Source organism: Streptomyces scopuliridis (assembly GCF_042790125.1).
Taxonomy (GTDB): domain Bacteria; phylum Actinomycetota; class Actinomycetes; order Streptomycetales; family Streptomycetaceae; genus Streptomyces; species Streptomyces scopuliridis_A.
Map to the genome: position 1 here is coordinate 193,152 of NZ_JBHTZS010000004.1, position 24,681 is coordinate 217,832.

General features: G+C 65.9%; 27 protein-coding genes. All 27 read left to right on the top strand.

All coding sequences use genetic code 11. From position 1 onward, the window contains the following. The first annotated feature begins 27 nt into the window (after nucleotides 1–27). The 27 genes from nusG to rpsH all read left to right on the top strand — a co-directional run bounded on the left by nusG (nucleotide 28) and on the right by rpsH (nucleotide 24,665). Nucleotides 28–894, top strand: a complete 867-nt coding sequence (gene nusG / locus ACFRKB_RS07655) for a transcription termination/antitermination protein NusG (protein WP_383104158.1) — start codon at nucleotides 28–30, stop codon at nucleotides 892–894. 190 nt (nucleotides 895–1,084) lie between these two features. Beyond that, nucleotides 1,085–1,519 (top strand): 50S ribosomal protein L11, encoded by a 435-nt coding sequence (gene rplK / locus ACFRKB_RS07660; protein WP_030351419.1) that lies wholly within the window; start codon nucleotides 1,085–1,087, stop codon nucleotides 1,517–1,519. Nucleotides 1,520–1,600: 81 nt separating this feature from the next. Beyond that, a complete protein-coding gene (gene rplA, locus ACFRKB_RS07665) occupies nucleotides 1,601–2,323 on the top strand; it encodes a 50S ribosomal protein L1 (protein ID WP_365972388.1) in 723 nt (240 codons plus the stop codon). 364 nt (nucleotides 2,324–2,687) lie between these two features. Continuing rightward, on the top strand, nucleotides 2,688–3,248 hold the full coding sequence (gene rplJ, locus ACFRKB_RS07670) for a 50S ribosomal protein L10 (RefSeq protein WP_030351421.1): 561 nt from the start codon (nucleotides 2,688–2,690) through the stop codon (nucleotides 3,246–3,248). A gap of 84 nt (nucleotides 3,249–3,332) precedes the next feature. Continuing rightward, a complete protein-coding gene (gene rplL, locus ACFRKB_RS07675) occupies nucleotides 3,333–3,716 on the top strand; it encodes a 50S ribosomal protein L7/L12 (protein WP_351396537.1) in 384 nt (127 codons plus the stop codon). Nucleotides 3,717–4,305: 589 nt separating this feature from the next. Then, nucleotides 4,306–7,788 carry a DNA-directed RNA polymerase subunit beta gene (rpoB, locus tag ACFRKB_RS07680; RefSeq protein ID WP_383104160.1) on the top strand — a complete coding sequence of 1,161 codons (3,483 nt, stop codon included), beginning with the start codon at nucleotides 4,306–4,308 and terminating at the stop codon, nucleotides 7,786–7,788. Between the two features lie 125 nt (nucleotides 7,789–7,913). After that, the gene (locus ACFRKB_RS07685; protein WP_249948339.1) at nucleotides 7,914–11,828 is read left to right on the top strand and encodes a DNA-directed RNA polymerase subunit beta'; all 3,915 of its coding nucleotides are present in this window, start codon (nucleotides 7,914–7,916) and stop codon (nucleotides 11,826–11,828) included. A 422-nt stretch (nucleotides 11,829–12,250) separates the two neighbouring features. Then, complete coding sequence (gene rpsL, locus ACFRKB_RS07690; RefSeq protein WP_003948652.1) at nucleotides 12,251–12,622, top strand: 30S ribosomal protein S12; 372 nt, start codon at nucleotides 12,251–12,253, stop codon at nucleotides 12,620–12,622. Between the two features lie 2 nt (nucleotides 12,623–12,624). Continuing rightward, complete coding sequence (gene rpsG / locus ACFRKB_RS07695; protein WP_030351427.1) at nucleotides 12,625–13,095, top strand: 30S ribosomal protein S7; 471 nt, start codon at nucleotides 12,625–12,627, stop codon at nucleotides 13,093–13,095. Nucleotides 13,096–13,133: 38 nt separating this feature from the next. Then, nucleotides 13,134–15,260, top strand: a complete 2,127-nt coding sequence (gene fusA, locus ACFRKB_RS07700; protein ID WP_365972386.1) for an elongation factor G — start codon at nucleotides 13,134–13,136, stop codon at nucleotides 15,258–15,260. A gap of 160 nt (nucleotides 15,261–15,420) precedes the next feature. Further along, entirely contained in the window at nucleotides 15,421–16,614 is a 1,194-nt protein-coding gene (gene tuf, locus ACFRKB_RS07705) for an elongation factor Tu (RefSeq protein ID WP_030351429.1), read from the top strand. A 589-nt stretch (nucleotides 16,615–17,203) separates the two neighbouring features. Beyond that, the gene (gene rpsJ / locus ACFRKB_RS07710; RefSeq protein ID WP_003948644.1) at nucleotides 17,204–17,512 is read left to right on the top strand and encodes a 30S ribosomal protein S10; all 309 of its coding nucleotides are present in this window, start codon (nucleotides 17,204–17,206) and stop codon (nucleotides 17,510–17,512) included. Nucleotides 17,513–17,526: 14 nt separating this feature from the next. Then, nucleotides 17,527–18,171: a 50S ribosomal protein L3 gene (gene rplC / locus ACFRKB_RS07715; protein ID WP_030351433.1), complete on the top strand. Its 645-nt coding sequence runs from the start codon at nucleotides 17,527–17,529 to the stop codon at nucleotides 18,169–18,171. Nucleotides 18,172–18,179: 8 nt separating this feature from the next. Next, nucleotides 18,180–18,833 carry a 50S ribosomal protein L4 gene (rplD, locus tag ACFRKB_RS07720; RefSeq protein WP_351396517.1) on the top strand — a complete coding sequence of 218 codons (654 nt, stop codon included), beginning with the start codon at nucleotides 18,180–18,182 and terminating at the stop codon, nucleotides 18,831–18,833. Then, complete coding sequence (rplW, locus tag ACFRKB_RS07725; RefSeq protein ID WP_351396514.1) at nucleotides 18,833–19,150, top strand: 50S ribosomal protein L23; 318 nt, start codon at nucleotides 18,833–18,835, stop codon at nucleotides 19,148–19,150. The genes rplD and rplW overlap by 1 nt, the downstream gene beginning before the upstream one ends. Nucleotides 19,151–19,200: 50 nt before the next feature. Beyond that, nucleotides 19,201–20,037 carry a 50S ribosomal protein L2 gene (gene rplB / locus ACFRKB_RS07730; protein ID WP_030351436.1) on the top strand — a complete coding sequence of 279 codons (837 nt, stop codon included), beginning with the start codon at nucleotides 19,201–19,203 and terminating at the stop codon, nucleotides 20,035–20,037. A 12-nt stretch (nucleotides 20,038–20,049) separates the two neighbouring features. Beyond that, nucleotides 20,050–20,331: a 30S ribosomal protein S19 gene (rpsS, locus tag ACFRKB_RS07735; RefSeq protein ID WP_030351437.1), complete on the top strand. Its 282-nt coding sequence runs from the start codon at nucleotides 20,050–20,052 to the stop codon at nucleotides 20,329–20,331. Nucleotides 20,332–20,371: 40 nt separating this feature from the next. Further along, nucleotides 20,372–20,719: a 50S ribosomal protein L22 gene (rplV, locus tag ACFRKB_RS07740; protein ID WP_004571827.1), complete on the top strand. Its 348-nt coding sequence runs from the start codon at nucleotides 20,372–20,374 to the stop codon at nucleotides 20,717–20,719. Continuing rightward, nucleotides 20,719–21,567: a 30S ribosomal protein S3 gene (rpsC, locus tag ACFRKB_RS07745; RefSeq protein WP_030351439.1), complete on the top strand. Its 849-nt coding sequence runs from the start codon at nucleotides 20,719–20,721 to the stop codon at nucleotides 21,565–21,567. The genes rplV and rpsC overlap by 1 nt, the downstream gene beginning before the upstream one ends. 5 nt (nucleotides 21,568–21,572) lie before the next feature. After that, nucleotides 21,573–21,992, top strand: a complete 420-nt coding sequence (gene rplP / locus ACFRKB_RS07750) for a 50S ribosomal protein L16 (protein ID WP_072485538.1) — start codon at nucleotides 21,573–21,575, stop codon at nucleotides 21,990–21,992. Continuing rightward, on the top strand, nucleotides 21,992–22,216 hold the full coding sequence (gene rpmC / locus ACFRKB_RS07755) for a 50S ribosomal protein L29 (protein WP_129770858.1): 225 nt from the start codon (nucleotides 21,992–21,994) through the stop codon (nucleotides 22,214–22,216). The genes rplP and rpmC overlap by 1 nt, the downstream gene beginning before the upstream one ends. Next, nucleotides 22,216–22,503: a 30S ribosomal protein S17 gene (gene rpsQ, locus ACFRKB_RS07760; RefSeq protein ID WP_030351441.1), complete on the top strand. Its 288-nt coding sequence runs from the start codon at nucleotides 22,216–22,218 to the stop codon at nucleotides 22,501–22,503. Before rpmC ends, rpsQ begins: the two co-directional genes overlap by 1 nt. Nucleotides 22,504–22,610: 107 nt before the next feature. Next, the gene (gene rplN / locus ACFRKB_RS07765) at nucleotides 22,611–22,979 is read left to right on the top strand and encodes a 50S ribosomal protein L14 (RefSeq protein ID WP_003974257.1); all 369 of its coding nucleotides are present in this window, start codon (nucleotides 22,611–22,613) and stop codon (nucleotides 22,977–22,979) included. A 2-nt stretch (nucleotides 22,980–22,981) separates the two neighbouring features. After that, entirely contained in the window at nucleotides 22,982–23,305 is a 324-nt protein-coding gene (gene rplX, locus ACFRKB_RS07770; protein ID WP_249948330.1) for a 50S ribosomal protein L24, read from the top strand. After that, nucleotides 23,305–23,865, top strand: coding sequence for a 50S ribosomal protein L5 (rplE, locus tag ACFRKB_RS07775; protein ID WP_030351443.1), 561 nt, complete (start codon nucleotides 23,305–23,307; stop codon nucleotides 23,863–23,865). Before rplX ends, rplE begins: the two co-directional genes overlap by 1 nt. A gap of 2 nt (nucleotides 23,866–23,867) precedes the next feature. Continuing rightward, the gene (locus ACFRKB_RS07780) at nucleotides 23,868–24,053 is read left to right on the top strand and encodes a type Z 30S ribosomal protein S14 (protein ID WP_003948630.1); all 186 of its coding nucleotides are present in this window, start codon (nucleotides 23,868–23,870) and stop codon (nucleotides 24,051–24,053) included. Nucleotides 24,054–24,266: 213 nt separating this feature from the next. Further along, complete coding sequence (gene rpsH / locus ACFRKB_RS07785) at nucleotides 24,267–24,665, top strand: 30S ribosomal protein S8 (RefSeq protein ID WP_030351444.1); 399 nt, start codon at nucleotides 24,267–24,269, stop codon at nucleotides 24,663–24,665. The last annotated feature ends 16 nt before the right edge of the window (nucleotides 24,666–24,681 follow it).

The window sequence follows — 24,681 nt, forward strand, 5'->3', positions numbered from 1 at the left end:
CCATTGAGTCAGGAAGAAGCAGCCACCGTGTCTGACCCGAAACTGAACGACGCCAGCGAGTCGGTGGAGTCCCGCGAGGACAAGACCGGCATCGTCGAGGCGGCGGACGCTGTCGAGCCAGACCAGGCCGAAGCCGCTGACGTCGCCGCGGGCGAGCCGGCCGAGGAAGCCGCACTCCACATCGAGGACGCCGAGGACGACCCCGCGGAGGACGACGCCGACGAGGCCGCCGCGGACAAGACCGCCGACGAAGCGGACGAGGAGCCCGAGGCTCCTGTCGACCCGGTCGCGGCTCTCCGTGAGGAACTCCGCGGGCTGCCCGGCGAGTGGTACGTGATCCACACCTACGCGGGCTACGAGAAGCGCGTGAAGGCCAACCTGGAGCAGCGCGCCGTCTCGCTGAACGTCGAGGAGTTCATCTACCAGGCCGAGGTCCCCGAGGAAGAGATCGTCCAGATCAAGAACGGCGAGCGCAAGAACGTTCGCCAGAACAAGCTCCCGGGGTATGTCCTGGTGCGCATGGATCTGACGAACGAGTCCTGGGGCGTCGTCCGTAACACCCCCGGTGTCACCGGCTTCGTGGGCAACGCCTACGACCCGTACCCGCTGACCCTGGACGAGATCGTCAAGATGCTCGCGCCGGAGGCCGAGGAGAAGGCCGCGCGTGAGGCCGCGGAGGCCGAGGGCAAGCCCGCTCCGTCCCGCAAGGTCGAGGTCCAGGTGCTGGACTTCGAGGTCGGCGACTCGGTCACCGTCACCGACGGTCCGTTCGCCACCCTCCAGGCGACCATCAACGAGATCAACGCCGACTCGAAGAAGGTCAAGGGCCTGGTCGAGATCTTCGGCCGCGAGACCCCGGTCGAGCTGAGCTTCGACCAGATCCAGAAGAACTGAACCCAGCGGGCGGCGTGCGCTCCGGCGCCCGCCCGCGACAGCAGCTTCCGACAGGTCAGACAGGCTCATACAGCTGTCTGACCTGTCGGTTTTTGGCCGCGCACCTATACCCGTTATCGTTGTGCGGTATGCCTCCATCCGGATGACCGGACGGCTGGCTGAAAACTCTCACTAGGACCCGGAGAGAGCAATGCCTCCCAAGAAGAAGAAGGTCACGGGGCTTATCAAGCTCCAGATCAGCGCCGGCGCGGCCAACCCGGCTCCGCCGGTCGGCCCCGCGCTGGGCCAGCACGGCGTCAACATCATGGAGTTCTGCAAGGCCTACAACGCCGCGACCGAGTCGCAGCGTGGCATGGTCGTGCCGGTGGAGATCACGGTCTACGAGGACCGCTCCTTCACCTTCATCACCAAGACGCCGCCGGCCGCCAAGCTGATCCTCAAGGCCGCGGGCGTGGACAAGGGCTCAGGCGAGCCGCACGTCAAGAAGGTCGCGAAGCTCACCCGCGACCAGGTGCGCGAGATCGCCACCACCAAGATGCCCGACCTGAACGCCAACGACCTGGACGCCGCCGAGAAGATCATCGCCGGCACCGCCCGTTCCATGGGCGTCACGGTCGAGGGCTGACCCAGCCGGGCAAGCCCCAGTGGCAGGGCCATGCGCGGCCCGGACCACGACCTCCACACCTGATGAACCACAGGAGATGAAGTGAAGCGCAGCAAGGCTCTCCGCGGCGCGGACGCCAAGGTCGACCGGGAGCGTACGTACGCCCCCCTCGAGGCCGTCCGTATCGCCAAGGACACCACCACCACCAAGTTCGACGGCACCGTCGAGGTGGCCATGCGGCTGGGCGTCGACCCGCGCAAGGCCGACCAGATGGTCCGTGGCACCGTGAACCTTCCGCACGGCACCGGCAAGACCGCCCGGGTCCTGGTCTTCGCGACCGGTGACCGTGCCGAGGCCGCGCGTGCCGCGGGCGCCGACATCGTCGGCGCCGACGAGCTCATCGACGAGGTTTCGAAGGGCCGTCTGGACTTCGACGCCGTCGTCGCCACCCCGGACCTCATGGGCAAGGTCGGCCGCCTCGGCCGCGTCCTCGGCCCGCGTGGTCTGATGCCGAACCCGAAGACCGGCACCGTCACCCCCGATGTCACCAAGGCTGTGAACGACATCAAGGGCGGCAAGATCGAGTTCCGCGTCGACAAGCACTCGAACCTGCACTTCATCATCGGCAAGGTCTCCTTCGACGAGACGAAGCTGGTCGAGAACTACGCCGCGGCGCTGGAGGAGATCCTCCGTCTCAAGCCGTCCGCCGCCAAGGGCCGCTACATCAAGAAGGCGACCCTGGCCACGACGATGGGCCCCGGCATCCCGCTGGACGCCAACCGCACCCGCAACCTCCTCGTGGAGGAGGACCCGGCCGCCGTCTGACACTGACGGCAGCCGCGGGTCACGCGTACGAAAGCCGGTCCACGTACCTCTCCGGAGGCGCGGGGACCGGCTTTCGTCCATCGGTACGGGCATCGGTACGGGTGCCAGGGCAGCCGATTTGCCCGGCGCGCTCCTCCTCACGTACTCTTCCCCGGAAGCCAAAGACCGCTGGTCGTTGCCGTGTGCTCGTAAGAGGGTGCGGCGGCCGAAGGATCCGCTAGCTGCGGACGACCTGCGCAGGTGACAGTGGACAGCTCCCGGATTCCATTCGGTCGAGCTACGCCCCGTGCGCCTGCGCCGGGGCGTTTCGTTTTGCCCAGCCCCTTCTGAGCGGTCCTCATCACCCGGAAGGAGGCCGACGCTCATGGCAAGGCCCGACAAGGCTGCCGCGGTAGCCGAGCTGACGGACAAGTTCCGCAGCTCGAACGCCGCCGTGCTGACCGAGTACCGGGGTCTCACCGTGGCGCAGCTCAAGGAGCTGCGCCGTTCTCTCGGTGAGAACGCCCAGTACGCCGTGGTGAAGAACACGCTGACCAAGATCGCGGCCAACGAGGCCGGGATCAACACGCTGGACGACCTCTTCGCGGGTCCGACGGCGGTTGCCTTCGTCACCGGTGACCCGGTGGAGTCGGCGAAGGGTCTTCGTGACTTCGCCAAGGACAACCCGAATCTCGTCATCAAGGGCGGCGTCCTCGATGGCAAGGCGCTGAGCGCCGACGAGATCAAGAAGCTCGCGGACCTTGAGTCCCGCGAGGTTCTGCTCTCCAAGCTGGCAGGTGCCATGAAGGGCAAGCAGTCGCAGGCTGCCTCGCTCTTCCAGGCGCTTCCGTCGAAGTTCGTCCGCACCGCGGAAGCGCTTCGCGTCAAGAAGGAAGAGCAGGGCGGTGCCGGTACGCCGGCTCCCGTCGAGGCCGACTCCGAGTAATCACGCTCGCTCGGTCGCAGCGGGCCGGTACGCCCGCGGAACTGTACATACGGCACCAGCCGAATTAGTGGAAGGACCGCCATCATGGCGAAGCTCAGCCAGGAAGACCTGCTCGCGCAGTTCGAGGACATGACCCTCATCGAGCTCTCCGCGTTCGTGAAGGCGTTCGAGGAGAAGTTCGACGTCACCGCCGCCGCCGCGGTCGCCGCGCCGGTCGCCGGTGCCCCCGGTGCCCCGGCCGAGGCCGAAGAGGTCCAGGACGAGTTCGACGTCATCCTCACGGGTGCCGGCGAGAAGAAGATCCAGGTCATCAAGGTCGTGCGTGAGCTGACCTCCCTGGGCCTCAAGGAGGCCAAGGACCTCGTGGACGGCGCCCCGAAGCCCGTCCTGGAGAAGGTCGCCAAGGAGGCCGCTGACAAGGCCGCCGAGTCCCTCAAGGGCGCCGGCGCCTCCGTCGAGGTCAAGTGACCTCGTACGAGTCCGTCACCGGCCGCCTGTAGGCGTACGGAGGCAGTCTCGGCGCCGTGAGGCGCAGTGTTGACGCGAAGGGCGATCACCCAGTCGGGTGGTCGCCCTTTCGCGTCCCCGTGGGGGCTGCCTTGCTCTTCGGCGCGCGGCGAGTATCGTGATCATCGCCGTGCTTCCGTACGCCCCGTGACCTTCCCCGCGGGGCGAGGGCCTTGACGAACCGCACGCAGCGCGCAATTCTCAGGACGCGTCGGCACAATCGATCCGCATCCGAGGCATGGATCGACGGCGAAGAGGGCAGTATCGATGTGCGCCTACGGCGCGAGGCTTTCCGCAGTTGAGTTGCCGCAGTTGAGACAAGGGTGTTGAGAAAAACGAGGGTGTCGGAAAACCCGCTCTGGACATCAGTGTGCCAAGTGGCTACACTGACCCTTTGCGCTGCCTGTTAGCTGCTCCCTGCCCGTCACCAGGGGCACCCCCTCGCAAGAGCATCGGTGAGTGAACGGCCCTGATCTGGGCTTTCTCTCTCTGTGCACGGCTTGGGACCGGTACGCGCGTAGTGAGTCCGAGCCCTCGGAAGGACCCCCTCTTGGCCGCCTCGCGCAACGCCTCGACCACGAATACGAACAACGGTGCCAGCACCGCCCCGCTGCGCATCTCCTTTGCAAAGATCAAGGAGCCCCTCGAGGTTCCGAACCTCCTGGCGCTGCAGACCGAGAGCTTTGACTGGCTGCTCGGTAACGCCGCTTGGAAGGCTCGTGTCGAGGCGGCTCTCGAAAGCGGACAGAACGTCCCCACCAAGTCCGGCCTCGAGGAGATCTTCGAGGAGATCTCCCCGATCGAGGACTTCTCCGGGTCGATGTCCCTGACGTTCCGCGATCACCGCTTCGAGCCTCCGAAGAACTCGATCGACGAGTGCAAGGAGCGCGACTTCACGTACGCCGCCCCGCTCTTCGTCACCGCCGAGTTCACCAACAACGAGACCGGCGAGATCAAGTCCCAGACGGTCTTCATGGGCGACTTCCCGCTCATGACGAACAAGGGCACCTTCGTCATCAACGGCACCGAGCGTGTCGTGGTGTCACAGCTCGTCCGCTCGCCCGGTGTCTACTTCGACTCCTCCATCGACAAGACGTCCGACAAGGACATCTTCTCGGCCAAGATCATCCCGTCCCGGGGTGCCTGGCTGGAGATGGAGATCGACAAGCGCGACATGGTCGGTGTGCGTATCGACCGCAAGCGCAAGCAGTCCGTGACCGTTCTGCTCAAGGCTCTCGGCTGGACGACCGAGCAGATCCTGGAGGAGTTCGGCGAGTACGAGTCCATGCGCGCCACCCTGGAGAAGGACCACACCCAGGGCCAGGACGACGCGCTGCTCGACATCTACCGCAAGCTGCGTCCGGGCGAGCCCCCGACGCGTGAGGCCGCGCAGACGCTGCTGGAGAACCTCTACTTCAACCCGAAGCGCTACGACCTGGCGAAGGTCGGCCGCTACAAGGTGAACAAGAAGCTCGGCGCGGACGAGCCGCTGGACGCCGGCGTGCTCACCACCGACGACGTCATCGCCACCATCAAGTACCTGGTGAAGCTGCACGCCGGTGAGACCGAGACGGTCGGCGAGTCCGGTCGCTCGATCATGGTCGAGACCGACGACATCGACCACTTCGGCAACCGCCGTATCCGCAACGTCGGCGAGCTGATCCAGAACCAGGTCCGTACGGGTCTCGCCCGTATGGAGCGCGTCGTGCGCGAGCGCATGACCACCCAGGACGTCGAGGCGATCACGCCGCAGACCCTGATCAACATCCGGCCGGTCGTCGCCTCCATCAAGGAGTTCTTCGGCACCAGCCAGCTGTCCCAGTTCATGGACCAGAACAACCCGCTGTCGGGCCTGACGCACAAGCGTCGTCTCAACGCGCTCGGCCCGGGTGGTCTCTCCCGTGAGCGGGCCGGGTTCGAGGTCCGTGACGTGCACCCGTCGCACTACGGCCGCATGTGCCCGATCGAGACGCCCGAAGGCCCGAACATCGGTCTGATCGGCTCGCTGGCCTCGTACGGCCGGATCAACGCGTTCGGCTTCATCGAGACGCCGTACCGCAAGGTCACCGACGGCCAGATCACCGACGAGGTCGACTACCTGACCGCCGACGAGGAAGACCGCTTCGTCATCGCGCAGGCCAACGCGACGCTCTCCGAGGACATGCGGTTCGTCGAGCCGCGCGTCCTGGTCCGCCGTCGTGGCGGCGAGGTCGACTACGTGCCCGGCACCGAGGTCGACTACATGGACGTCTCGCCGCGCCAGATGGTGTCGGTCGCGACCGCCATGATCCCGTTCCTGGAGCACGACGACGCCAACCGTGCCCTCATGGGCGCGAACATGATGCGTCAGGCCGTGCCCCTGATCACGTCCGAGGCGCCGCTCGTCGGCACCGGCATGGAGTACCGCTGCGCGGTCGACGCCGGTGACGTCATCAAGGCGGAGAAGGACGGTGTGGTCCAGGAGGTCTCCGCGGACTACATCACCGTCGCCAACGACGACGGCACGTACACCACGTACCGCATCGCCAAGTTCTCCCGCTCCAACCAGGGCACCTCGGTCAACCAGAAGGTTGTCGTCAACGAGGGCGACCGGGTCGTCGAGAGCCAGGTCCTCGCCGATGGCCCCGCCACCCAGCAGGGTGAGATGGCGCTCGGCAAGAACCTCCTCGTGGCGTTCATGCCGTGGGAGGGCCACAACTACGAAGACGCGATCATCCTCAGCCAGCGGCTGGTCCAGGACGACGTCCTCTCCTCGATCCACATCGAGGAGCACGAGGTCGACGCCCGTGACACCAAGCTGGGCCCCGAGGAGATCACCCGGGACATCCCGAACGTCTCGGAGGAGGTCCTCGCGGACCTCGACGAGCGCGGCATCATCCGGATCGGTGCCGAGGTCGTCGCCGGAGACATCCTGGTCGGCAAGGTCACGCCCAAGGGTGAGACCGAGCTGACCCCGGAGGAGCGACTGCTCCGCGCGATCTTCGGTGAGAAGGCCCGTGAGGTCCGTGACACCTCGCTGAAGGTGCCGCACGGCGAGACCGGCAAGGTCATCGGCGTACGGGTCTTCGACCGCGAGGAGGGCGACGAGCTGCCGCCGGGCGTGAACCAGCTGGTTCGCGTGTACGTCGCGCAGAAGCGCAAGATCACCGACGGTGACAAGCTCGCCGGCCGTCACGGCAACAAGGGCGTCATCTCGAAGATCCTGCCGATCGAGGACATGCCGTTCCTGGAGGACGGCACCCCGGTCGACATCATCCTCAACCCGCTGGGTGTCCCGTCCCGGATGAACCCGGGACAGGTCCTGGAGATCCACCTCGGCTGGCTCGCCAGCCAGGGCTGGAAGGTCGAGGGCAGCGAGGAGTGGATGGAGCGGCTGAAGGCCATCGGCGCCGATGAGGTCGCTCCCCGCACCAATGTCGCGACCCCGGTCTTCGACGGTGCCCGTGAGGACGAGATCTCTGGTCTCTTCGAGGCGACGATCCCGAACCGCGACGGCAACCGGATGGTCCAGCCGTCCGGCAAGGCGCACCTGTTCGACGGCCGCTCCGGTGAGCCGTTCCCGGACCCGATCTCGATCGGGTACATGTACATCCTCAAGCTCCACCACCTGGTCGACGACAAGCTGCACGCGCGGTCGACCGGCCCGTACTCGATGATCACCCAGCAGCCGCTGGGTGGTAAGGCCCAGTTCGGCGGTCAGCGCTTCGGTGAGATGGAGGTGTGGGCGCTGGAGGCTTATGGCGCCGCGTACGCCCTCCAGGAGCTGCTGACGATCAAGTCCGACGATGTGACCGGCCGCGTGAAGGTCTACGAGGCCATCGTCAAGGGCGAGAACATCCCCGAGCCCGGCATTCCCGAGTCCTTCAAGGTGCTCATCAAGGAAATGCAGTCGCTCTGCCTCAACGTGGAGGTGCTGTCCTCGGACGGCATGTCCATCGAGATGCGCGACACGGACGAGGACGTCTTCCGCGCGGCGGAGGAGCTCGGTATCGACCTGTCCCGGCGCGAGCCGAGCAGCGTCGAAGAGGTCTGACGGGTTCGCCGGCCGGATCCCGTATCCGGCCGGCTCTCCCCGGACCCGTTCAGACCATTGCTGAAGTGCCCCATCTACTCGCTGACGCGAGGGGCTCGAACCCCCGAAAGAGGGATTGACGACAAGTGCTCGACGTCAACTTCTTCGACGAGCTGCGGATCGGCCTTGCCACCGCGGACGACATCCGGACCTGGTCGCACGGCGAAGTGAAGAAGCCGGAGACCATCAACTACCGCACGCTCAAGCCCGAGAAGGACGGACTCTTCTGCGAGAAGATCTTCGGTCCGACCCGGGACTGGGAGTGCTACTGCGGCAAGTACAAGCGTGTCCGCTTCAAGGGCATCATCTGTGAGCGCTGTGGCGTGGAAGTCACGCGCGCCAAGGTGCGCCGTGAGCGGATGGGCCACATTGAGCTGGCCGCGCCCGTGACCCACATCTGGTACTTCAAGGGCGTCCCGTCTCGCCTCGGGTACCTGCTCGACCTCGCGCCGAAGGACCTGGAGAAGGTCATCTACTTCGCCGCGTACATGATCACGTTCGTGGACGAGGAGCGCCGTACGCGCGACCTGCCCTCGCTGGAGGCGCATGTCTCCGTCGAGCGCCAGCAGGTCGAGAACCGCCGCGACGCCGACCTCGAAGCCCGCGCCAAGAAGCTCGAGACCGACCTGGCCGAGCTGGAGGCCGAGGGCGCCAAGGCCGATGTGCGCCGCAAGGTGCGCGAGGGCGCCGAGCGTGAGATGAAGCAGCTGCGTGACCGCGCGCAGCGCGAGATCGACCGTCTCGACGAGGTGTGGAACCGCTTCAAGAACCTCAAGGTCCAGGACCTGGAGGGCGACGAGCTGCTCTACCGCGAGCTGCGTGACCGCTTCGGCACGTACTTCGACGGTTCGATGGGTGCCGCGGCGCTGCAGAAGCGCCTGGAGTCCTTCGACCTGGACGAGGAGGCCGAGCGCCTCCGCGAGATCATCCGTACCGGCAAGGGCCAGAAGAAGACCCGTGCGCTCAAGCGCCTCAAGGTCGTCTCCGCGTTCCTGCAGACCAGCAACAGCCCCAAGGGCATGGTGCTGGACTGCGTGCCGGTCATCCCGCCGGACCTGCGTCCGATGGTGCAGCTGGACGGTGGCCGCTTCGCGACCTCCGACCTGAACGACCTGTACCGCCGTGTGATCAACCGCAACAACCGCCTCAAGCGTCTCCTTGACCTCGGTGCCCCCGAGATCATCGTGAACAACGAGAAGCGGATGCTGCAGGAGGCCGTCGACGCGCTGTTCGACAACGGCCGCCGCGGCCGTCCGGTGACCGGTCCCGGTAACCGTCCGCTGAAGTCCCTGAGCGACATGCTCAAGGGCAAGCAGGGCCGGTTCCGTCAGAACCTGCTCGGCAAGCGAGTCGACTACTCGGCCCGTTCCGTGATCGTCGTCGGTCCGCAGCTCAAGCTGCACCAGTGCGGTCTGCCGAAGGCCATGGCGCTGGAGCTCTTCAAGCCGTTCGTGATGAAGCGCCTGGTGGATCTGAACCACGCGCAGAACATCAAGTCGGCGAAGCGCATGGTCGAGCGCGGCCGTACGGTCGTGTACGACGTGCTCGAAGAGGTCATCGCCGAGCACCCGGTGCTGCTGAACCGTGCGCCGACCCTGCACCGTCTGGGCATCCAGGCCTTCGAGCCGCAGCTGGTCGAGGGCAAGGCCATCCAGATCCACCCGCTCGTCTGCACCGCGTTCAACGCGGACTTCGACGGTGACCAGATGGCCGTTCACCTGCCGCTCTCCGCGGAGGCGCAGGCCGAGGCCCGCATCCTGATGCTGTCCTCGAACAACATCCTGAAGCCGGCCGACGGCCGTCCCGTCACCATGCCGACCCAGGACATGGTGCTCGGTCTGTTCTTCCTCACGACGGACGAGGAAGAGCGCAAGGTCATCGGCGAGGGCCGGTCCTTCGGCTCCACCGCCGAGGCGACCATGGCGTTCGACAACCGGGAGCTCTCGCTCCAGGCGAAGGTCGACATCCGCTTCCCGGTGGGCACCATCCCGCCGCGCGGCTGGACCCCGCCGGCCGCCGAGGAGGCCGACACGGACGGCACCGCGGTGCCGTGGCAGCAGGGGGACCCGTTCCGGCTGCGTACGACCCTGGGCCGCGCGCTCTTCAACGAGCTGCTGCCCGAGGACTACCCGTTCGTCGACTACTCGGTGGGCAAGAAGCAGCTCTCCGAGATCGTCAACGACCTCGCCGAGCGCTACCCCAAGGTCATCGTGGCGGCGACGCTCGACAACCTGAAGGCGGCCGGCTTCTTCTGGGCGACCCGTTCCGGTGTCACCGTCGCCATCTCCGATGTCGTCGTGCCCGAGGCGAAGAAGGCGATCGTCCAGGGTTACGAGGCGCAGGACGAGAAGGTCCAGAAGCAGTACGAGCGCGGTCTGATCACCAAGGACGAGCGCACGCAGGAGCTCATCGCGATCTGGACCAAGGCGACCAACGAGGTCGCCGAGGCGATGAACGCGAACTTCCCGAAGACCAACCCCATCTTCATGATGGTCAACTCGGGTGCTCGCGGAAACATGATGCAGATGCGTCAGATCGCCGGTATGCGTGGTCTGGTGTCCAACGCCAAGAACGAGACGATCCCGCGTCCCATCAAGGCGTCCTTCCGTGAGGGTCTGTCCGTGCTGGAGTACTTCATCTCCACGCACGGTGCCCGTAAGGGTCTGGCCGACACCGCCCTGCGTACCGCCGACTCGGGTTACCTGACCCGTCGTCTGGTGGACGTCTCGCAGGACGTCATCATCCGCGAGGAGGACTGCGGCACCGACCGCGGTCTGAAGCTGCGGATCGCGGAGCGCGGCGCCGACGGTGTGCTGCGCAAGGCGGAGGACGTCGAGACGTCCGTGTACGCGCGGATGCTCGCCGAGGACGTCGTCGTCGACGGCAAGGTCATCGCGCCGGCAAATGTCGACCTGGGCGATGTCCTGATCGACGCCGTCGTGGCCGCCGGGGTCGAGGAGGTCAAGACCCGCTCGGTCCTGACCTGCGAGTCCGCGGTCGGCACCTGTGCCTTCTGCTACGGCCGCTCGCTGGCCACCGGCAAGCTGGTCGACATCGGTGAGGCGGTCGGCATCATCGCCGCCCAGTCCATCGGTGAGCCCGGTACCCAGCTGACGATGCGTACCTTCCACACCGGTGGTGTGGCCGGTGACGACATCACCCAGGGTCTGCCCCGAGTCGTCGAGCTCTTCGAAGCACGTACGCCCAAGGGTGTCGCCCCGATCTCGGAGGCGGCCGGCCGCGTCCGTATCGAGGAGACCGAGAAGACCAAGAAGATCGTCGTCACCCCGGACGACGGCAGCGACGAGACGCCGTTCCCGATCTCGAAGCGTGCCCGTCTGCTCGTGGGCGAGGGCGACCACGTCGAGGTGGGCCAGAAGCTCACCGTGGGTGCCACCAACCCGCACGACGTGCTGCGGATCCTCGGTCAGCGCGCGGTCCAGGTCCACCTGGTCGGCGAGGTCCAGAAGGTCTACAACTCGCAGGGTGTGTCGATCCACGACAAGCACATCGAGATCATCATCCGGCAGATGCTGCGCCGCGTGACGATCATCGAGTCCGGCGACGCGGAGCTGCTGCCGGGCGAGCTGGTGGAGCGCTCGAAGTTCGAGACCGAGAACCGTCGTGTGGTCACGGAAGGCGGCCACCCGGCCTCCGGCCGTCCGCAGCTGATGGGTATCACCAAGGCGTCGCTGGCCACCGAGTCGTGGCTGTCGGCGGCGTCCTTCCAGGAGACGACCAGGGTCCTCACCGACGCGGCGATCAACGCCAAGTCGGACTCCCTGATCGGCCTCAAGGAGAACGTCATCATCGGTAAGCTCATCCCGGCCGGTACGGGTCTGTCCCGCTACCGCAACATCCGGGTCGAGCCGACCGAGGAGGCCAAGGCCGCGATGTACTCGGCCGTCGGCTACGACGACATCGACTACTCGCCGTTCGGCACGGGCTCCGGCCAGGCCGTTCCGCTGGAGGACTACGACTACGGTCCGTACAACCAGTAAGGCGTACGTCTGCTGAAGGGCGTCCCACTCCGTCGCGTACGGGGTGGGGCGCCCTTCGGCGTCTCTCAGGCGCTCGGCCGGGGCCGACGGGCCTGGGCGCCTCCCGCGGCTGACCGGGCCCCTAGTAGCGTTCTCCCGGCCCTCCGAGCCCGTGGGGAGCGGGTCCGGGATGTCCGGCGTGTCGGGGGCCCGGCATTTGTTTTGACCGGAGTCCATGAGGTAGGTACGCTCAGACCTTGTGCCTGGGGTGTGCCTGGGCTCCTGTGCGTGTCCTCAACCGCACGCGAGCTTGAGCACCGGCCACCGTAATCTGCGCCCTCCTCGCCCTTGGTGAGGCCACGCAGTATTCGACACACCCGACCGCGTGGGTCGGAGGTGTTCCAGGTTAGTTTCACTGACGGCACACAGAAACCGGAGAAGTAGTGCCTACGATCCAGCAGCTGGTCCGGAAGGGCCGGCAGGACAAGGTCGAGAAGAACAAGACGCCCGCACTTGAGGGATCCCCTCAGCGCCGCGGCGTCTGCACGCGTGTCTTCACGACCACCCCGAAGAAGCCGAACTCGGCCCTCCGGAAGGTCGCGCGTGTGCGTCTGACCTCCGGTATCGAGGTCACGGCCTACATTCCGGGTGAGGGACACAACCTGCAGGAGCACTCGATCGTGCTCGTGCGTGGTGGCCGTGTGAAGGACCTGCCGGGTGTTCGCTACAAGATCATCCGCGGCTCCCTTGACACCCAGGGCGTCAAGAACCGCAAGCAGGCCCGCAGCCGCTACGGCGCCAAGAAGGAGAAGTAAGAATGCCTCGTAAGGGCCCCGCCCCGAAGCGCCCGGTCATCATCGACCCGGTCTACGGTTCTCCTCTTGTCACGTCGCTGATCAACAAGCTTCTGCTCAACGGCAAGCGTTCCACTGCCGAGCGGATTGTGTACGGCGCCATGGAAGGCCTCCGCGAGAAGACCGGCAACGACCCGGTCATCACGCTGAAGCGCGCGCTTGAGAACGTCAAGCCCACGCTTGAGGTCAAGTCCCGCCGTGTCGGTGGCGCCACCTACCAGGTGCCGATCGAGGTCAAGCCCGGTCGCGCCGCCACCCTCGCTCTGCGCTGGGTCGTGGGTTACTCCCGCGCCCGTCGCGAGAAGACCATGACCGAACGCCTCATGAACGAGCTGCTCGACGCCTCCAACGGTCTCGGCGCCTCGGTCAAGAAGCGTGAGGACACGCACAAGATGGCCGAGTCCAACAAGGCCTTCGCGCACTACCGCTGGTAGTCGCTACCCACATCGAGACCGAGAGAAGATTGAGCCTTATGGCCACCACTTCGCTTGACCTGGCCAAGGTCCGCAATATCGGGATCATGGCCCACATCGACGCGGGCAAGACGACGACCACCGAGCGCATCCTGTTCTACACCGGTGTGAGCTACAAGATCGGTGAGGTCCACGACGGCGCTGCCACGATGGACTGGATGGAGCAGGAGCAGGAGCGCGGCATCACCATCACGTCCGCCGCGACGACCTGCCACTGGCCGCTCGACGACGTCGACCACACCATCAACATCATCGACACCCCGGGTCACGTGGACTTCACGGTCGAGGTGGAGCGTTCGCTCCGCGTCCTCGACGGTGCCGTCACCGTGTTCGACGGTGTCGCCGGTGTGGAGCCGCAGTCCGAGACGGTATGGCGGCAGGCCGACCGTTACGGCGTGCCCCGTATCTGCTTCGTGAACAAGCTCGACCGGACCGGCGCGGAGTTCCACCGCTGCGTCGACATGATCTCGGACCGCCTCGGCGCGGTTCCGATCGTCATGCAGCTTCCGATCGGTGCCGAGGCCGACTTCAAGGGCGTCGTCGACCTCGTGACGATGAAGGCCTTTGTCTGGTCCGCCGAGGCCGCCAAGGGCGAGATGTACGACGTCGTCGACATCCCGGCCACGCACACCGAGGCGGCGGAGGAGTGGCGCGGCAAGCTGCTCGAAACCGTCTCCGAGAACGACGACGAGCTGATGGAGCTGTACCTGGAGGGCACCGAGCCCACCGTGGAGCAGCTGTACGCGGCGATCCGCCGTATCACCATCGCCTCCGGCAAGTCCGACGGCACCACCGTCACCCCGGTGTTCTGCGGTACCGCGTTCAAGAACAAGGGCGTTCAGCCCCTGCTCGACGCGGTTGTCCGCTACCTGCCGACTCCCCTGGACGTCGAGGGCATCGTGGGCCACGACGTCAAGGACCCGGAGCTGGAGGTCGTCCGTAAGCCCTCCGTCGACGAGCCGCTGTCCGCGCTGGCGTTCAAGATCATGAGCGACCCGCACCTCGGCAAGCTCACCTTCGTCCGTGTGTACTCCGGCAAGCTGGAGTCCGGCACCGCGGTGCTGAACTCGGTGAAGGGCCGCAAGGAGCGCATCGGCAAGATCTACCGCATGCACGCGAACAAGCGTGAGGAGATCGAGTCGGTGGGCGCCGGTGACATCGTCGCCGTCATGGGCCTGAAGCAGACCACCACCGGTGAGACGCTCTGCGACGAGAAGAACCCGGTGATCCTGGAGTCCATGGACTTCCCGGCGCCGGTCATCGAGGTCGCGATCGAGCCCAAGTCCAAGGGTGACCAGGAGAAGCTGGGTGTCGCCATCCAGCGTCTCGCGGAGGAGGACCCCTCCTTCCAGGTGCACACCAACGAGGAGACCGGCCAGACCGTCATCGGCGGTATGGGCGAGCTTCACCTCGAGGTGCTGGTCGACCGCATGCGGCGCGAGTTCCGCGTCGAGGCGAACGTCGGCAAGCCGCAGGTCGCCTACCGTGAGACGATCCGCAAGACCGTCGAGCGCGTGGACTACACCCACAAGAAGCAGACCGGTGGCACCGGGCAGTTCGCCAAGGTGCAGATCATGATCGAGCCCATCGAGGGCGGCGACGCCTCGTACGAGTTCGTGAACAAGGTCACCGGTGGCCGTATCCCGAAGGAGTACATCCCTTCGGTGGACGCCGGCGCGCAGGAGGCCATGCAGTTCGGCATCCTCGCCGGTTACGAGATGACCGGTGTCCGGATCACGCTGCTCGACGGTGGCTACCACGAGGTCGACTCCTCGGAGCTGGCCTTCAAGATCGCCGGTTCGCAGGCGTTCAAGGAAGCCGCCCGCAAGGCGTCTCCGGTGCTCCTTGAGCCGATGATGTCCGTCGAGGTGACCACGCCCGAGGACTACATGGGCGATGTCATCGGTGACATCAACTCCCGGCGTGGCCAGATCCAGGCCATGGAGGACCGGGCCAACGCCAAGGTCGTCAAGGGCCTGGTGCCGCTGTCGGAGATGTTCGGCTACGTCGGAGACCTCCGCAGCAAGACCTCGGGTCGCGCAAGCTACTCGATGCAGTTCGACTCCTACGCCGAGGTTCCCCGGAACGTCGCCGAGGAGATCATCGCGAAGGCCAAGGGCGAGTAACTCTTCCGAGTCCACGCTTTAGGCTTGTCACCGGCAAGTCCTGGGGCGGTTCCGCCGGATCCACCGGATCATGGCGGGGCCGCCCCGGGGGCCGGCATCCCAGCAAAGATCACCTGGCGCCGATGAGTAAGGCGTACAGAACCACTCCAGGAGGACCCCAGTGGCGAAGGCGAAGTTCGAGCGGACTAAGCCGCACGTCAACATCGGCACCATCGGTCACATCGACCACGGTAAGACGACCCTCACGGCCGCCATTACCAAGGTGCTGCATGACGCGTACCCGGACCTGAACGAGGCCTCGGCCTTCGACCAGATCGACAAGGCTCCTGAGGAGCGCCAGCGCGGTATCACCATCTCCATCGCGCACGTCGAGTACCAGACGGAGTCGCGTCACTACGCGCACGTCGACTGCCCGGGTCACGCGGACTACATCAAGAACATGATCACGGGTGCGGCGCAGATGGACGGCGCCATCCTCGTGGTCGCCGCCACCGACGGCCCGATGCCGCAGACCAAGGAGCACGTGCTCCTGGCCCGCCAGGTCGGCGTTCCGTACATCGTCGTCGCCCTGAACAAGGCCGACATGGTGGACGACGAGGAGATCCTCGAGCTCGTCGAGCTCGAGGTCCGCGAGCTGCTCTCCGAGTACGAGTTCCCGGGCGACGACCTGCCGGTCGTCAAGGTCTCGGCGCTCAAGGCCCTTGAGGGCGACGCCGAGTGGGGCCAGACCGTTCTCGACCTGATGAAGGCCGTTGACGAGTCCATCCCGCAGCCCGAGCGCGACGTCGACAAGCCGTTCCTGATGCCGATCGAGGACGTCTTCACGATCACCGGTCGTGGCACCGTCGTCACCGGTCGTATCGAGCGTGGTGTCCTCAAGGTCAACGAGACCGTCGACATCGTCGGTATCAAGACCGAGAAGACCACCACCACGGTCACCGGCATCGAGATGTTCCGCAAGCTGCTCGACGAGGGCCAGGCCGGTGAGAACGTCGGTCTGCTCCTCCGTGGCATCAAGCGCGAGGACGTCGAGCGCGGCCAGGTCATCATCAAGCCGGGTTCGGTCACGCCGCACACCAGCTTCGAGGCCCAGGCCTACATCCTGTCGAAGGACGAGGGTGGCCGTCACACCCCGTTCTTCAACAACTACCGCCCGCAGTTCTACTTCCGTACCACGGACGTGACCGGCGTGGTGACCCTCCCCGAGGGCACCGAGATGGTCATGCCGGGCGACAACACCGTCATGACGGTCGAGCTGATCCAGCCCGTCGCCATGGAGGAGGGCCTCAAGTTCGCCATCCGTGAGGGTGGCCGGACCGTCGGCGCCGGCCAGGTCACCAAGATCAACAAGTAATCGCTGATCTGACCTGGTAGCTCCTCGGAGCATCCAACAGGGCCCCGCCCATTGTTCTCACGAACGGTGGGCGGGGCCTTTGTGCTTTTCGTGAGGGCGCGTTCGGCGTCATCGTGCGTACGGGATCGCTCTCGGTGCCCGTTCTTCTTCGAGTGTGGGGCTGGTCGTTGATTCAGCCGCACGGGTGTGGGGTACGCTTTCCGGCCGCGATTGGCCATGGCCCAGGCCGTTATGGCACACTGTTCAGGTTGCTCGGTTGAGTGCCGATGCTGCGCGCCTCCCGCCGGGAGGACCGGAAGCGAGTCCCACAGTACTCGTCGCCCCAACTGCCCTTCCGGGCAGCGCTGGGGCGGACGTACGGGAATCTTCCGGGAAGCGTGAGCGGGGCTCCGGCCAGGCGCCCGGTGGCTAATCGCGATATCGCGGCCCGGCCCCGGCTCGCGGTCGTAGGACCGCACCCCTTGGCAGGGAAACTTCTTCGGGAGATTTTCATTGGCGAGGATGCGACACGCCCGACCGCGTGGGTCGGAGCGGGGCGCGGAGCTACCGGGTTCCAGAGCGTTACGAGAGACAGGACTACGAAGCAGCCATGGCGGGACAGAAGATCCGCATCCGGCTCAAGGCCTACGACCACGAGGTCATCGACTCCTCGGCGAAGAAGATCGTCGAGACGGTGACGCGTACTGGTGCGTCGGTCGCGGGCCCGGTGCCGCTGCCCACTGAGAAGAACGTGTACTGCGTCATCAAGTCGCCGCACAAGTACAAGGACTCGCGCGAGCACTTCGAGATGCGCACGCACAAGCGCCTGATCGACATCCTCGACCCGACGCCCAAGACCGTTGACTCGCTGATGCGCCTGGACCTTCCGGCCGGCGTTGACATCGAGATCAAGCTCTGAGAGGCGCGGAAGAGATGGCAAAGCAGATCAAGGGTGTCCTGGGCGAGAAGCTCGGCATGACCCAGGTCTGGGACGAGAACAACCGTGTCGTCCCGGTGACCGTCGTCAAGGCCGGGCCCTGCGTTGTTACCCAGGTCCGTACGAATGACTCCGACGGCTACGAGTCGGTCCAGATCGCCTTCGGCGAGATCGACCCGCGCAAGGTGAACAAGCCCCTCAAGGGCCACTTCGCCAAGGCCGACGTGACCCCCCGCCGCCACCTGGTGGAGCTCCGTACCTCCGACGCCGCCGAGTACACGCTCGGCCAGGAGATCACCGCCGCCACGTTCGAGTCCGGCGTCAAGGTCGACGTCACGGGCAAGAGCAAGGGCAAGGGCTTCGCCGGTGTCATGAAGCGTCACAACTTCAAGGGCCTCGGCGCCGGTCACGGCACCCAGCGCAAGCACCGCTCTCCCGGCTCCATCGGTGGCTGTGCCACCCCGGGCCGTGTGTTCAAGGGCCTCCGCATGGCGGGCCGTATGGGCAACGAGCGGGTCACCACCCAGAACCTGACCGTTCACGCCGTTGACGCGGAGAAGGGCCTGCTCCTGATCAAGGGCGCGGTTCCTGGTCCGAACGGCGGCCTCGTCCTGGTCCGTACCGCGGCCAAGGGGGCCTGAGGTAACTGATGAGCACCGTTGACATCCTTTCGCCGGCAGGCGACAAGGCCGGGACCGTCGAGCTCCCCTCGGAGATCTTCGACGCGAAGGTCAGCATTCCGCTGATCCACCAGGTCGTTGTCGCCCAGCTGGCCGCTGCCCGACAGGGCACGCACAAGACCAAGACCCGCGGCGAAGTCCGTGGCGGTGGCAAGAAGCCGTACCGCCAGAAGGGCACCGGCCGCGCCCGTCAGGGTTCGACCCGCGCTCCGCAGTTCGCCGGTGGTGGCGTCGTCCACGGCCCCGTGCCGCGTGACTACTCGCAGCGGACCCCCAAGAAGATGAAGGCCGCCGCCCTGCGCGGTGCCCTCACCGACCGGGCCCGTCACTCTCGTATCCACGTCGTTTCCGGCCTGGTCGAGGACGCGGTGTCCACCAAGGCCGCCCGGACCCTCATCGGCAAGATCAGCGAGCGCAAGAACGTGCTGCTGGTCGCCGAGAGGTCCGACGAGGCCGCGTGGCTGTCCGCCCGCAACCTGCCCCAGGTGCACATCCTGGCGCCGGGCCAGCTGAACACGTACGACGTGCTCGTCTCCGACGACGTGGTCTTCACCCAGGCCGCCTTCGAGTCTTTCGTGTCTGGCCCCTCCAAGGCCGTAGAGACCGAAGGGAGCGAAGCCTGATGGCCGAGATCACCAGCAAGACCTTCGACGACCCGCGTGACGTTCTCGTCAAGCCCGTGGTGTCCGAGAAGAGCTACGCGCTGCTCGACGAGAACAAGTACACGTTCATCGTGCTGCCCACCGCCAACAAGACCCAGATCAAGCAGGCCGTGGAAGCGGTCTTCTCGGTCAAGGTCACCGGGGTCAACACGATCAACCGCCAGGGCAAGCGCAAGCGCACCCGCACCGGTTTCGGTAAGCGCGCGAACACCAAGCGCGCCATCGTGACCCTCGCAGAGGGCGACCGTATCGACATCTTCGGCGGCCCGACCTCCTGACGGAGGTCGAGACGTCCAGGATCCGGAATTCTTCCGAGGACTGAGAGACAATGGGTATCCGCAAGTACAAGCCGACGACCCCGGGCCGTCGTGGCTCCAGCGTCGCCGACTTTGTCGAGATCACGCGGTCCACGCCGGAGAAGTCGCTGGTCCGCCCGCTGCACAGCAAGGGCGGCCGTAACAACGCCGGTCGTGTGACCGTTCGCCACCAGGGTGGTGGACACAAGCGCGCCTACCGAGTGATCGACTTCCGTCGTCACGACAAGGACGGCGTGCCGGCCAAGGTCGCGCACATCGAGTACGACCCGAACCGCACCGCGCGCATCGCGCTGCTGCACTACGCGGACGGCGAGAAGCGCTACATCATCGCGCCGCGTGGCCTGTCGCAGGGCGCTCGTGTCGAGAACGGTCCGGCCGCCGACATCAAGCCCGGCAACAACCTGGCGCTGCGCAACATCCCGGTCGGTACGACCATCCACGCCATCGAGCTGCGGCCCGGCGGCGGCGCGAAGTTCGCCCGCTCCGCGGGTGCCTCCGTGCAGCTGCTGGCGAAGGAGGGCTCCATGGCCCACCTTCGTATGCCGTCCGGTGAGATCCGGCTGGTCGACGTCCGCTGCCGCGCCACCATCGGCGAGGTCGGCAACGCCGAGCAGTCGAACATCAACTGGGGCAAGGCCGGCCGTATGCGCTGGAAGGGCGTACGCCCGACCGTCCGCGGTGTCGCGATGAACCCGGTTGACCACCCGCACGGTGGTGGTGAGGGCAAGACCTCCGGTGGTCGCCACCCGGTCAGCCCGTGGGGTCAGAAGGAGGGTCGTACTCGCTCGCCGAAGAAGGCAAGCAGCAAGTACATCGTCCGCCGCCGCAAGACGAACAAGAAGCGCTAGGAGCGGGTTTAGATGCCGCGCAGTCTCAAGAAGGGGCCCTTCGTCGACGACCACCTGATCAAGAAGGTGGACGTCCAGAACGAAGCAGGCACCAAGAACGTCATCAAGACCTGGTCCCGTCGCTCGATGATCGTCCCGGCCATGCTGGGCCACACGATCGCGGTGCACAACGGCAAGATCCATGTCCCGGTGTTCGTCACCGAGTCCATGGTCGGCCACAAGCTCGGCGAGTTCTCGCCGACTCGCACCTTCCGCGGCCACGTCAAGGACGACCGGAAGTCGAAGCGCCGCTAACGCGGGGTGACTGACTATGACTTACACCGAAGGGACAACCATGGAAGCCAGGGCCCAGGCGCGGTACATCCGCGTCACGCCCATGAAGGCCCGCCGCGTGGTGGACCTCATCCGTGGCATGGATGCCACGGAGGCTCAGGCGGTCCTGCGCTTCGCCCCGCAGGCCGCGAGCGTGCCGGTCGGCAAGGTGCTTGACAGCGCCATCGCCAACGCCGCGCACAACTACGACCACACCGACGCCTCTTCGCTGGTCATCAGCGAGGCGTACGTGGACGAGGGCCCGACCCTGAAGCGGTTCCGTCCGCGTGCCCAGGGTCGTGCCTACCGGATCCGTAAGCGGACCAGCCACATCACCGTGGTCGTCAGCAGCAAGGAAGGAACCCGGTAATGGGCCAGAAGGTTAACCCGCATGGGTTCCGGCTCGGTATCACCACGGACTTCAAGTCCCGCTGGTACGCCGACAAGCTGTACAAGGACTACGTCAAGGAAGACGTCGCCATTCGTCGCATGATGACGAAGGGCATGGAGCGGGCCGGCATCTCCAAGGTGGAGATCGAGCGCACCCGCGACCGCGTCCGCGTTGACATCCACACCGCACGTCCGGGCATCGTCATCGGCCGCCGCGGCGCCGAGGCCGACCGCATCCGCGGCGAGCTGGAGAAGTTGACCGGCAAGCAGGTCCAGCTGAACATCCTCGAGGTCAAGAACCCCGAGGTGGACGCTCAGCTGGTGGCCCAGGCCGTCGCCGAGCAGCTGTCCTCGCGTGTCTCCTTCCGTCGCGCCATGCGTAAGAGCATGCAGTCGACGATGAAGGCCGGCGCCAAGGGCATCAAGATCCAGTGCGGTGGCCGTCTCGGCGGCGCCGAGATGTCCCGCTCGGAGTTCTACCGTGAGGGCCGCGTGCCCCTGCACACGCTCCGTGCGAACGTCGACTACGGCTTCTTCGAGGCCAAGACGACCTTCGGCCGTATCGGTGTGAAGGTCTGGATCTACAAGGGCGACGTCAAGAACATCGCCGAGGTGCGCGCCGAGAACGCCGCGGCCCGCGCCGGCAACCGTCCGGCCCGTGGTGGTGGCAACGACCGTCCCGCCGGCCGTGGTGGCCGCGGTGGCGAGCGTGGCGGCCGTGGCCGCAAGCCGCAGCAGAACCCGGCAGCCGAGGCCCCCAAGGCCGACGCCGCCGCTGCTCCGGCCGCTGAGGCGACGTCCTCTTCTACCGGCGGAACGGAGGCCTGACCGAAATGCTGATCCCCCGTAGGGTCAAGCACCGCAAGCAGCACCACCCGAAGCGCAGCGGAATGTCCAAGGGTGGGACGCAGGTTGCGTTCGGCGAGTACGGCATCCAGGCGCTGACCCCCGCGTACGTGACGAACCGTCAGATCGAGGCCGCTCGTATCGCGATGACCCGTCACATCAAGCGTGGCGGCAAGGTCTGGATCAACATCTACCCGGACCGTCCGCTCACCAAGAAGCCTGCCGAGACCCGCATGGGTTCCGGTAAGGGTTCCCCCGAGTGGTGGATCGCGAACGTCAAGCCCGGTCGGGTGATGTTCGAGCTGTCCTACCCGAACGAGAAGATTGCGCGTGAGGCGCTTACCCGCGCTGCTCACAAGCTTCCGATGAAGTGCCGGATCGTTCGGCGCGAGGCAGGTGAGGCGTGATGGCGGCCGTGACCAAGGCGTCCGAACTGCGCGAACTGGGCAACGAGGAGCTTCTCGCGAAGCTCCGTGAGGCCAAGGAAGAGCTGTTCAATCTCCGCTTCCAGGCGGCGACGGGTCAGCTCGAAAACCACGGGCGGCTGAAGCTCGTGCGCAAGGACATCGCGCGGATCTACACCCTGATGCGTGAGCGCGAGCTGGGCATCGAGACGGTGGAGAGCGCCTGATGACTGAGAGCAACGTGACCGAGACCAACACCGCCGACCGCGGATTCCGCAAGACCCGTGAGGGTCTCGTCGTCAGCGACAAGATGGACAAGACCGTCGTCGTCGCTGTCGAGGACCGCGTCAAGCACGCCCTGTACGGCAAGGTCATCCGCCGTACGAACAAGCTCAAGGCGCACGACGAGCAGAACGCCGCCGGCATCGGCGACCGCGTCCTCCTGATGGAGACCCGGCCGCTGTCCGCCACGAAGCGGTGGCGCATCGTCGAGATCCTCGAGAAGGCCAAGTAATCCCTGAGGGGTTTGCCATCAGGGCATTTCCCTCGGACTAGTTCCGCCAGGCTCCGGGGGCCGAGCAATCGGCCCCCGGGGAACCGGCAGACGATCAGGAGATAGACGTGATCCAGCAGGAGTCGCGACTGCGTGTCGCCGACAACACGGGTGCGAAGGAAATTCTCACCATCCGTGTTCTCGGTGGCTCGGGTCGCCGCTACGCGGGCATCGGTGACGTCATCGTCGCCACCGTCAAGGACGCGATCCCCGGTGGCAACGTGAAGAAGGGTGACGTCGTCAAGGCGGTCATCGTTCGCACCGTCAAGGAGCGCCGCCGTCCGGACGGCTCGTACATCCGCTTCGACGAGAACGCCGCCGTCATTCTGAAGAACGACGGCGACCCTCGTGGCACCCGTATCTTCGGCCCGGTGGGCCGTGAGCTGCGCGAGAAGAAGTTCATGAAGATCATCTCGCTCGCGCCGGAGGTGCTGTAAGCATGAAGATCAAGAAGGGCGACCTGGTTCAGGTCATCACCGGCAAGGACAAGGGCAAGCAGGGCAAGGTCATCGTGGCCTACCCCACGCAGGACCGTGTTCTCGTCGAGGGTGTCAACCGGGTCAAGAAGCACACCAAGGCCGGCCAGACGGCTCGCGGTTCGCAGACCGGCGGCATCGTGACGACCGAAGCCCCCATTCACGTCAGCAATGTTCAGCTGGTCGTGGAGAAGGACGGCAAGAAGGTCGTCACCCGCGTCGGCTACCGCTTTGACGACGAGGGCAACAAGATCCGCGTTGCCAAGCGGACCGGTGAGGACATCTGATGACTGCGACCACTACCGCGCCGCGTCTGAAGCTGCGCTACCGCGAGGAGATCGCCGGAAAGCTGCGTGAGGAGTTCTCGTACGAGAACGTCATGCAGATCCCCGGTCTCGTCAAGATCGTGGTCAACATGGGTGTGGGCGACGCCGCCCGCGACTCCAAGCTGATCGAGGGTGCCATCAAGGACCTCACCACGATCACCGGCCAGAAGCCGTCCGTCACCAAGGCCCGGAAGTCCATCGCGCAGTTCAAGCTGCGCGAGGGCCAGCCGATCGGTTGCCACGTCACTCTCCGCGGTGACCGTATGTGGGAGTTCCTGGACCGTACGCTGTCGCTCGCGCTGCCGCGTATCCGTGACTTCCGCGGTCTGTCCCCGAAGCAGTTCGACGGGCGTGGCAACTACACCTTCGGTCTCACGGAGCAGGTCATGTTCCACGAGATCGACCAGGACAAGATCGACCGGGTCCGGGGCATGGACATCACCGTGGTCACCACGGCGACCAATGACGACGAGGGTCGTGCCCTCCTTCGTCACCTCGGCTTCCCGTTCAAGGAGAACTGACCGTGGCGAAGAAGGCTCTGATCGCTAAGGCCGCCCGCAAGCCGAAGTTCGGTGTGCGCGGTTACACCCGCTGCCAGCGCTGCGGCCGTCCCCACTCCGTCTACCGCAAGTTCGGCCTGTGCCGTGTGTGCCTTCGTGAGATGGCCCACCGCGGCGAGCTGCCGGGCGTGACCAAGAGCTCCTGGTAGTCCTGCTTTTTCAGGACCACCCGAAGCTCTCGGTAAGCAATTTGGTTGGCGGGAGCCCTCCCTCACATGCCGTAGGCTTGGGGGGTTGGGCGCCCGCCGTCCATTGAAGACTTACTACGCCGTAGGTCCCCGCACCGCACCCGTCCCGACTCTGATCGGGGAGAGGGATGGCGCATACAGGAAACCCCGGCGAGAGAGGCCGAAGGCCAATTCATGACCATGACTGATCCCATCGCAGACATGCTCACGCGTCTGCGCAACGCGAACTCGGCGTACCACGACGACGTCGTGATGCCGCACAGCAAGATCAAGTCGCACATCGCGGAGATCCTCCAGCAGGAGGGCTTCATCACCGGCTGGAAGGTCGAGGACGCCGAGGTCGGCAAGAACCTCGTCCTGGAGCTGAAGTTCGGCCCGAACCGCGAGCGTTCGATCGCCGGCATCAAGCGCATCTCCAAGCCGGGTCTGCGTGTGTACGCGAAGTCCACCAATCTGCCGAAGGTTCTCGGCGGCCTGGGCGTGGCCATCATCTCCACGTCCCACGGTCTCCTGACCGGCCAGCAGGCCAGCAAGAAGGGCGTAGGTGGGGAAGTCCTCGCCTACGTCTGGTAGTCGGGAACGGAGGAAT

Excerpts from the sequence above, each read along its gene's own strand:
- rplK (WP_030351419.1), top strand. The coding sequence starts at position 1,085 with ATGCCTCCCAAGAAGAAGAAGGTCACGGGGCTTATCAAGCTCCAGATC.
- rpsC (WP_030351439.1), top strand. The coding sequence starts at position 20,719 with ATGGGCCAGAAGGTTAACCCGCATGGGTTCCGGCTCGGTATCACCACG.
- rplV (WP_004571827.1), top strand. The coding sequence starts at position 20,372 with ATGGAAGCCAGGGCCCAGGCGCGGTACATCCGCGTCACGCCCATGAAG.
- rplP (WP_072485538.1), top strand. The coding sequence starts at position 21,573 with ATGCTGATCCCCCGTAGGGTCAAGCACCGCAAGCAGCACCACCCGAAG.
- rplB (WP_030351436.1), top strand. The coding sequence starts at position 19,201 with ATGGGTATCCGCAAGTACAAGCCGACGACCCCGGGCCGTCGTGGCTCC.
- rplL (WP_351396537.1), top strand. The coding sequence starts at position 3,333 with ATGGCGAAGCTCAGCCAGGAAGACCTGCTCGCGCAGTTCGAGGACATG.
- rplJ (WP_030351421.1), top strand. The coding sequence starts at position 2,688 with ATGGCAAGGCCCGACAAGGCTGCCGCGGTAGCCGAGCTGACGGACAAG.
- rpsG (WP_030351427.1), top strand. The coding sequence starts at position 12,625 with ATGCCTCGTAAGGGCCCCGCCCCGAAGCGCCCGGTCATCATCGACCCG.
- rplD (WP_351396517.1), top strand. The coding sequence starts at position 18,180 with ATGAGCACCGTTGACATCCTTTCGCCGGCAGGCGACAAGGCCGGGACC.
- rpsQ (WP_030351441.1), top strand. The coding sequence starts at position 22,216 with ATGACTGAGAGCAACGTGACCGAGACCAACACCGCCGACCGCGGATTC.
- rpmC (WP_129770858.1), top strand. The coding sequence starts at position 21,992 with ATGGCGGCCGTGACCAAGGCGTCCGAACTGCGCGAACTGGGCAACGAG.
- rpsJ (WP_003948644.1), top strand. The coding sequence starts at position 17,204 with ATGGCGGGACAGAAGATCCGCATCCGGCTCAAGGCCTACGACCACGAG.
- rplW (WP_351396514.1), top strand. The coding sequence starts at position 18,833 with ATGGCCGAGATCACCAGCAAGACCTTCGACGACCCGCGTGACGTTCTC.
- rpsH (WP_030351444.1), top strand. The coding sequence starts at position 24,267 with ATGACCATGACTGATCCCATCGCAGACATGCTCACGCGTCTGCGCAAC.
- rpsS (WP_030351437.1), top strand. The coding sequence starts at position 20,050 with ATGCCGCGCAGTCTCAAGAAGGGGCCCTTCGTCGACGACCACCTGATC.
- rplC (WP_030351433.1), top strand. The coding sequence starts at position 17,527 with ATGGCAAAGCAGATCAAGGGTGTCCTGGGCGAGAAGCTCGGCATGACC.
- rplX (WP_249948330.1), top strand. The coding sequence starts at position 22,982 with ATGAAGATCAAGAAGGGCGACCTGGTTCAGGTCATCACCGGCAAGGAC.
- fusA (WP_365972386.1), top strand. The coding sequence starts at position 13,134 with ATGGCCACCACTTCGCTTGACCTGGCCAAGGTCCGCAATATCGGGATC.
- rplE (WP_030351443.1), top strand. The coding sequence starts at position 23,305 with ATGACTGCGACCACTACCGCGCCGCGTCTGAAGCTGCGCTACCGCGAG.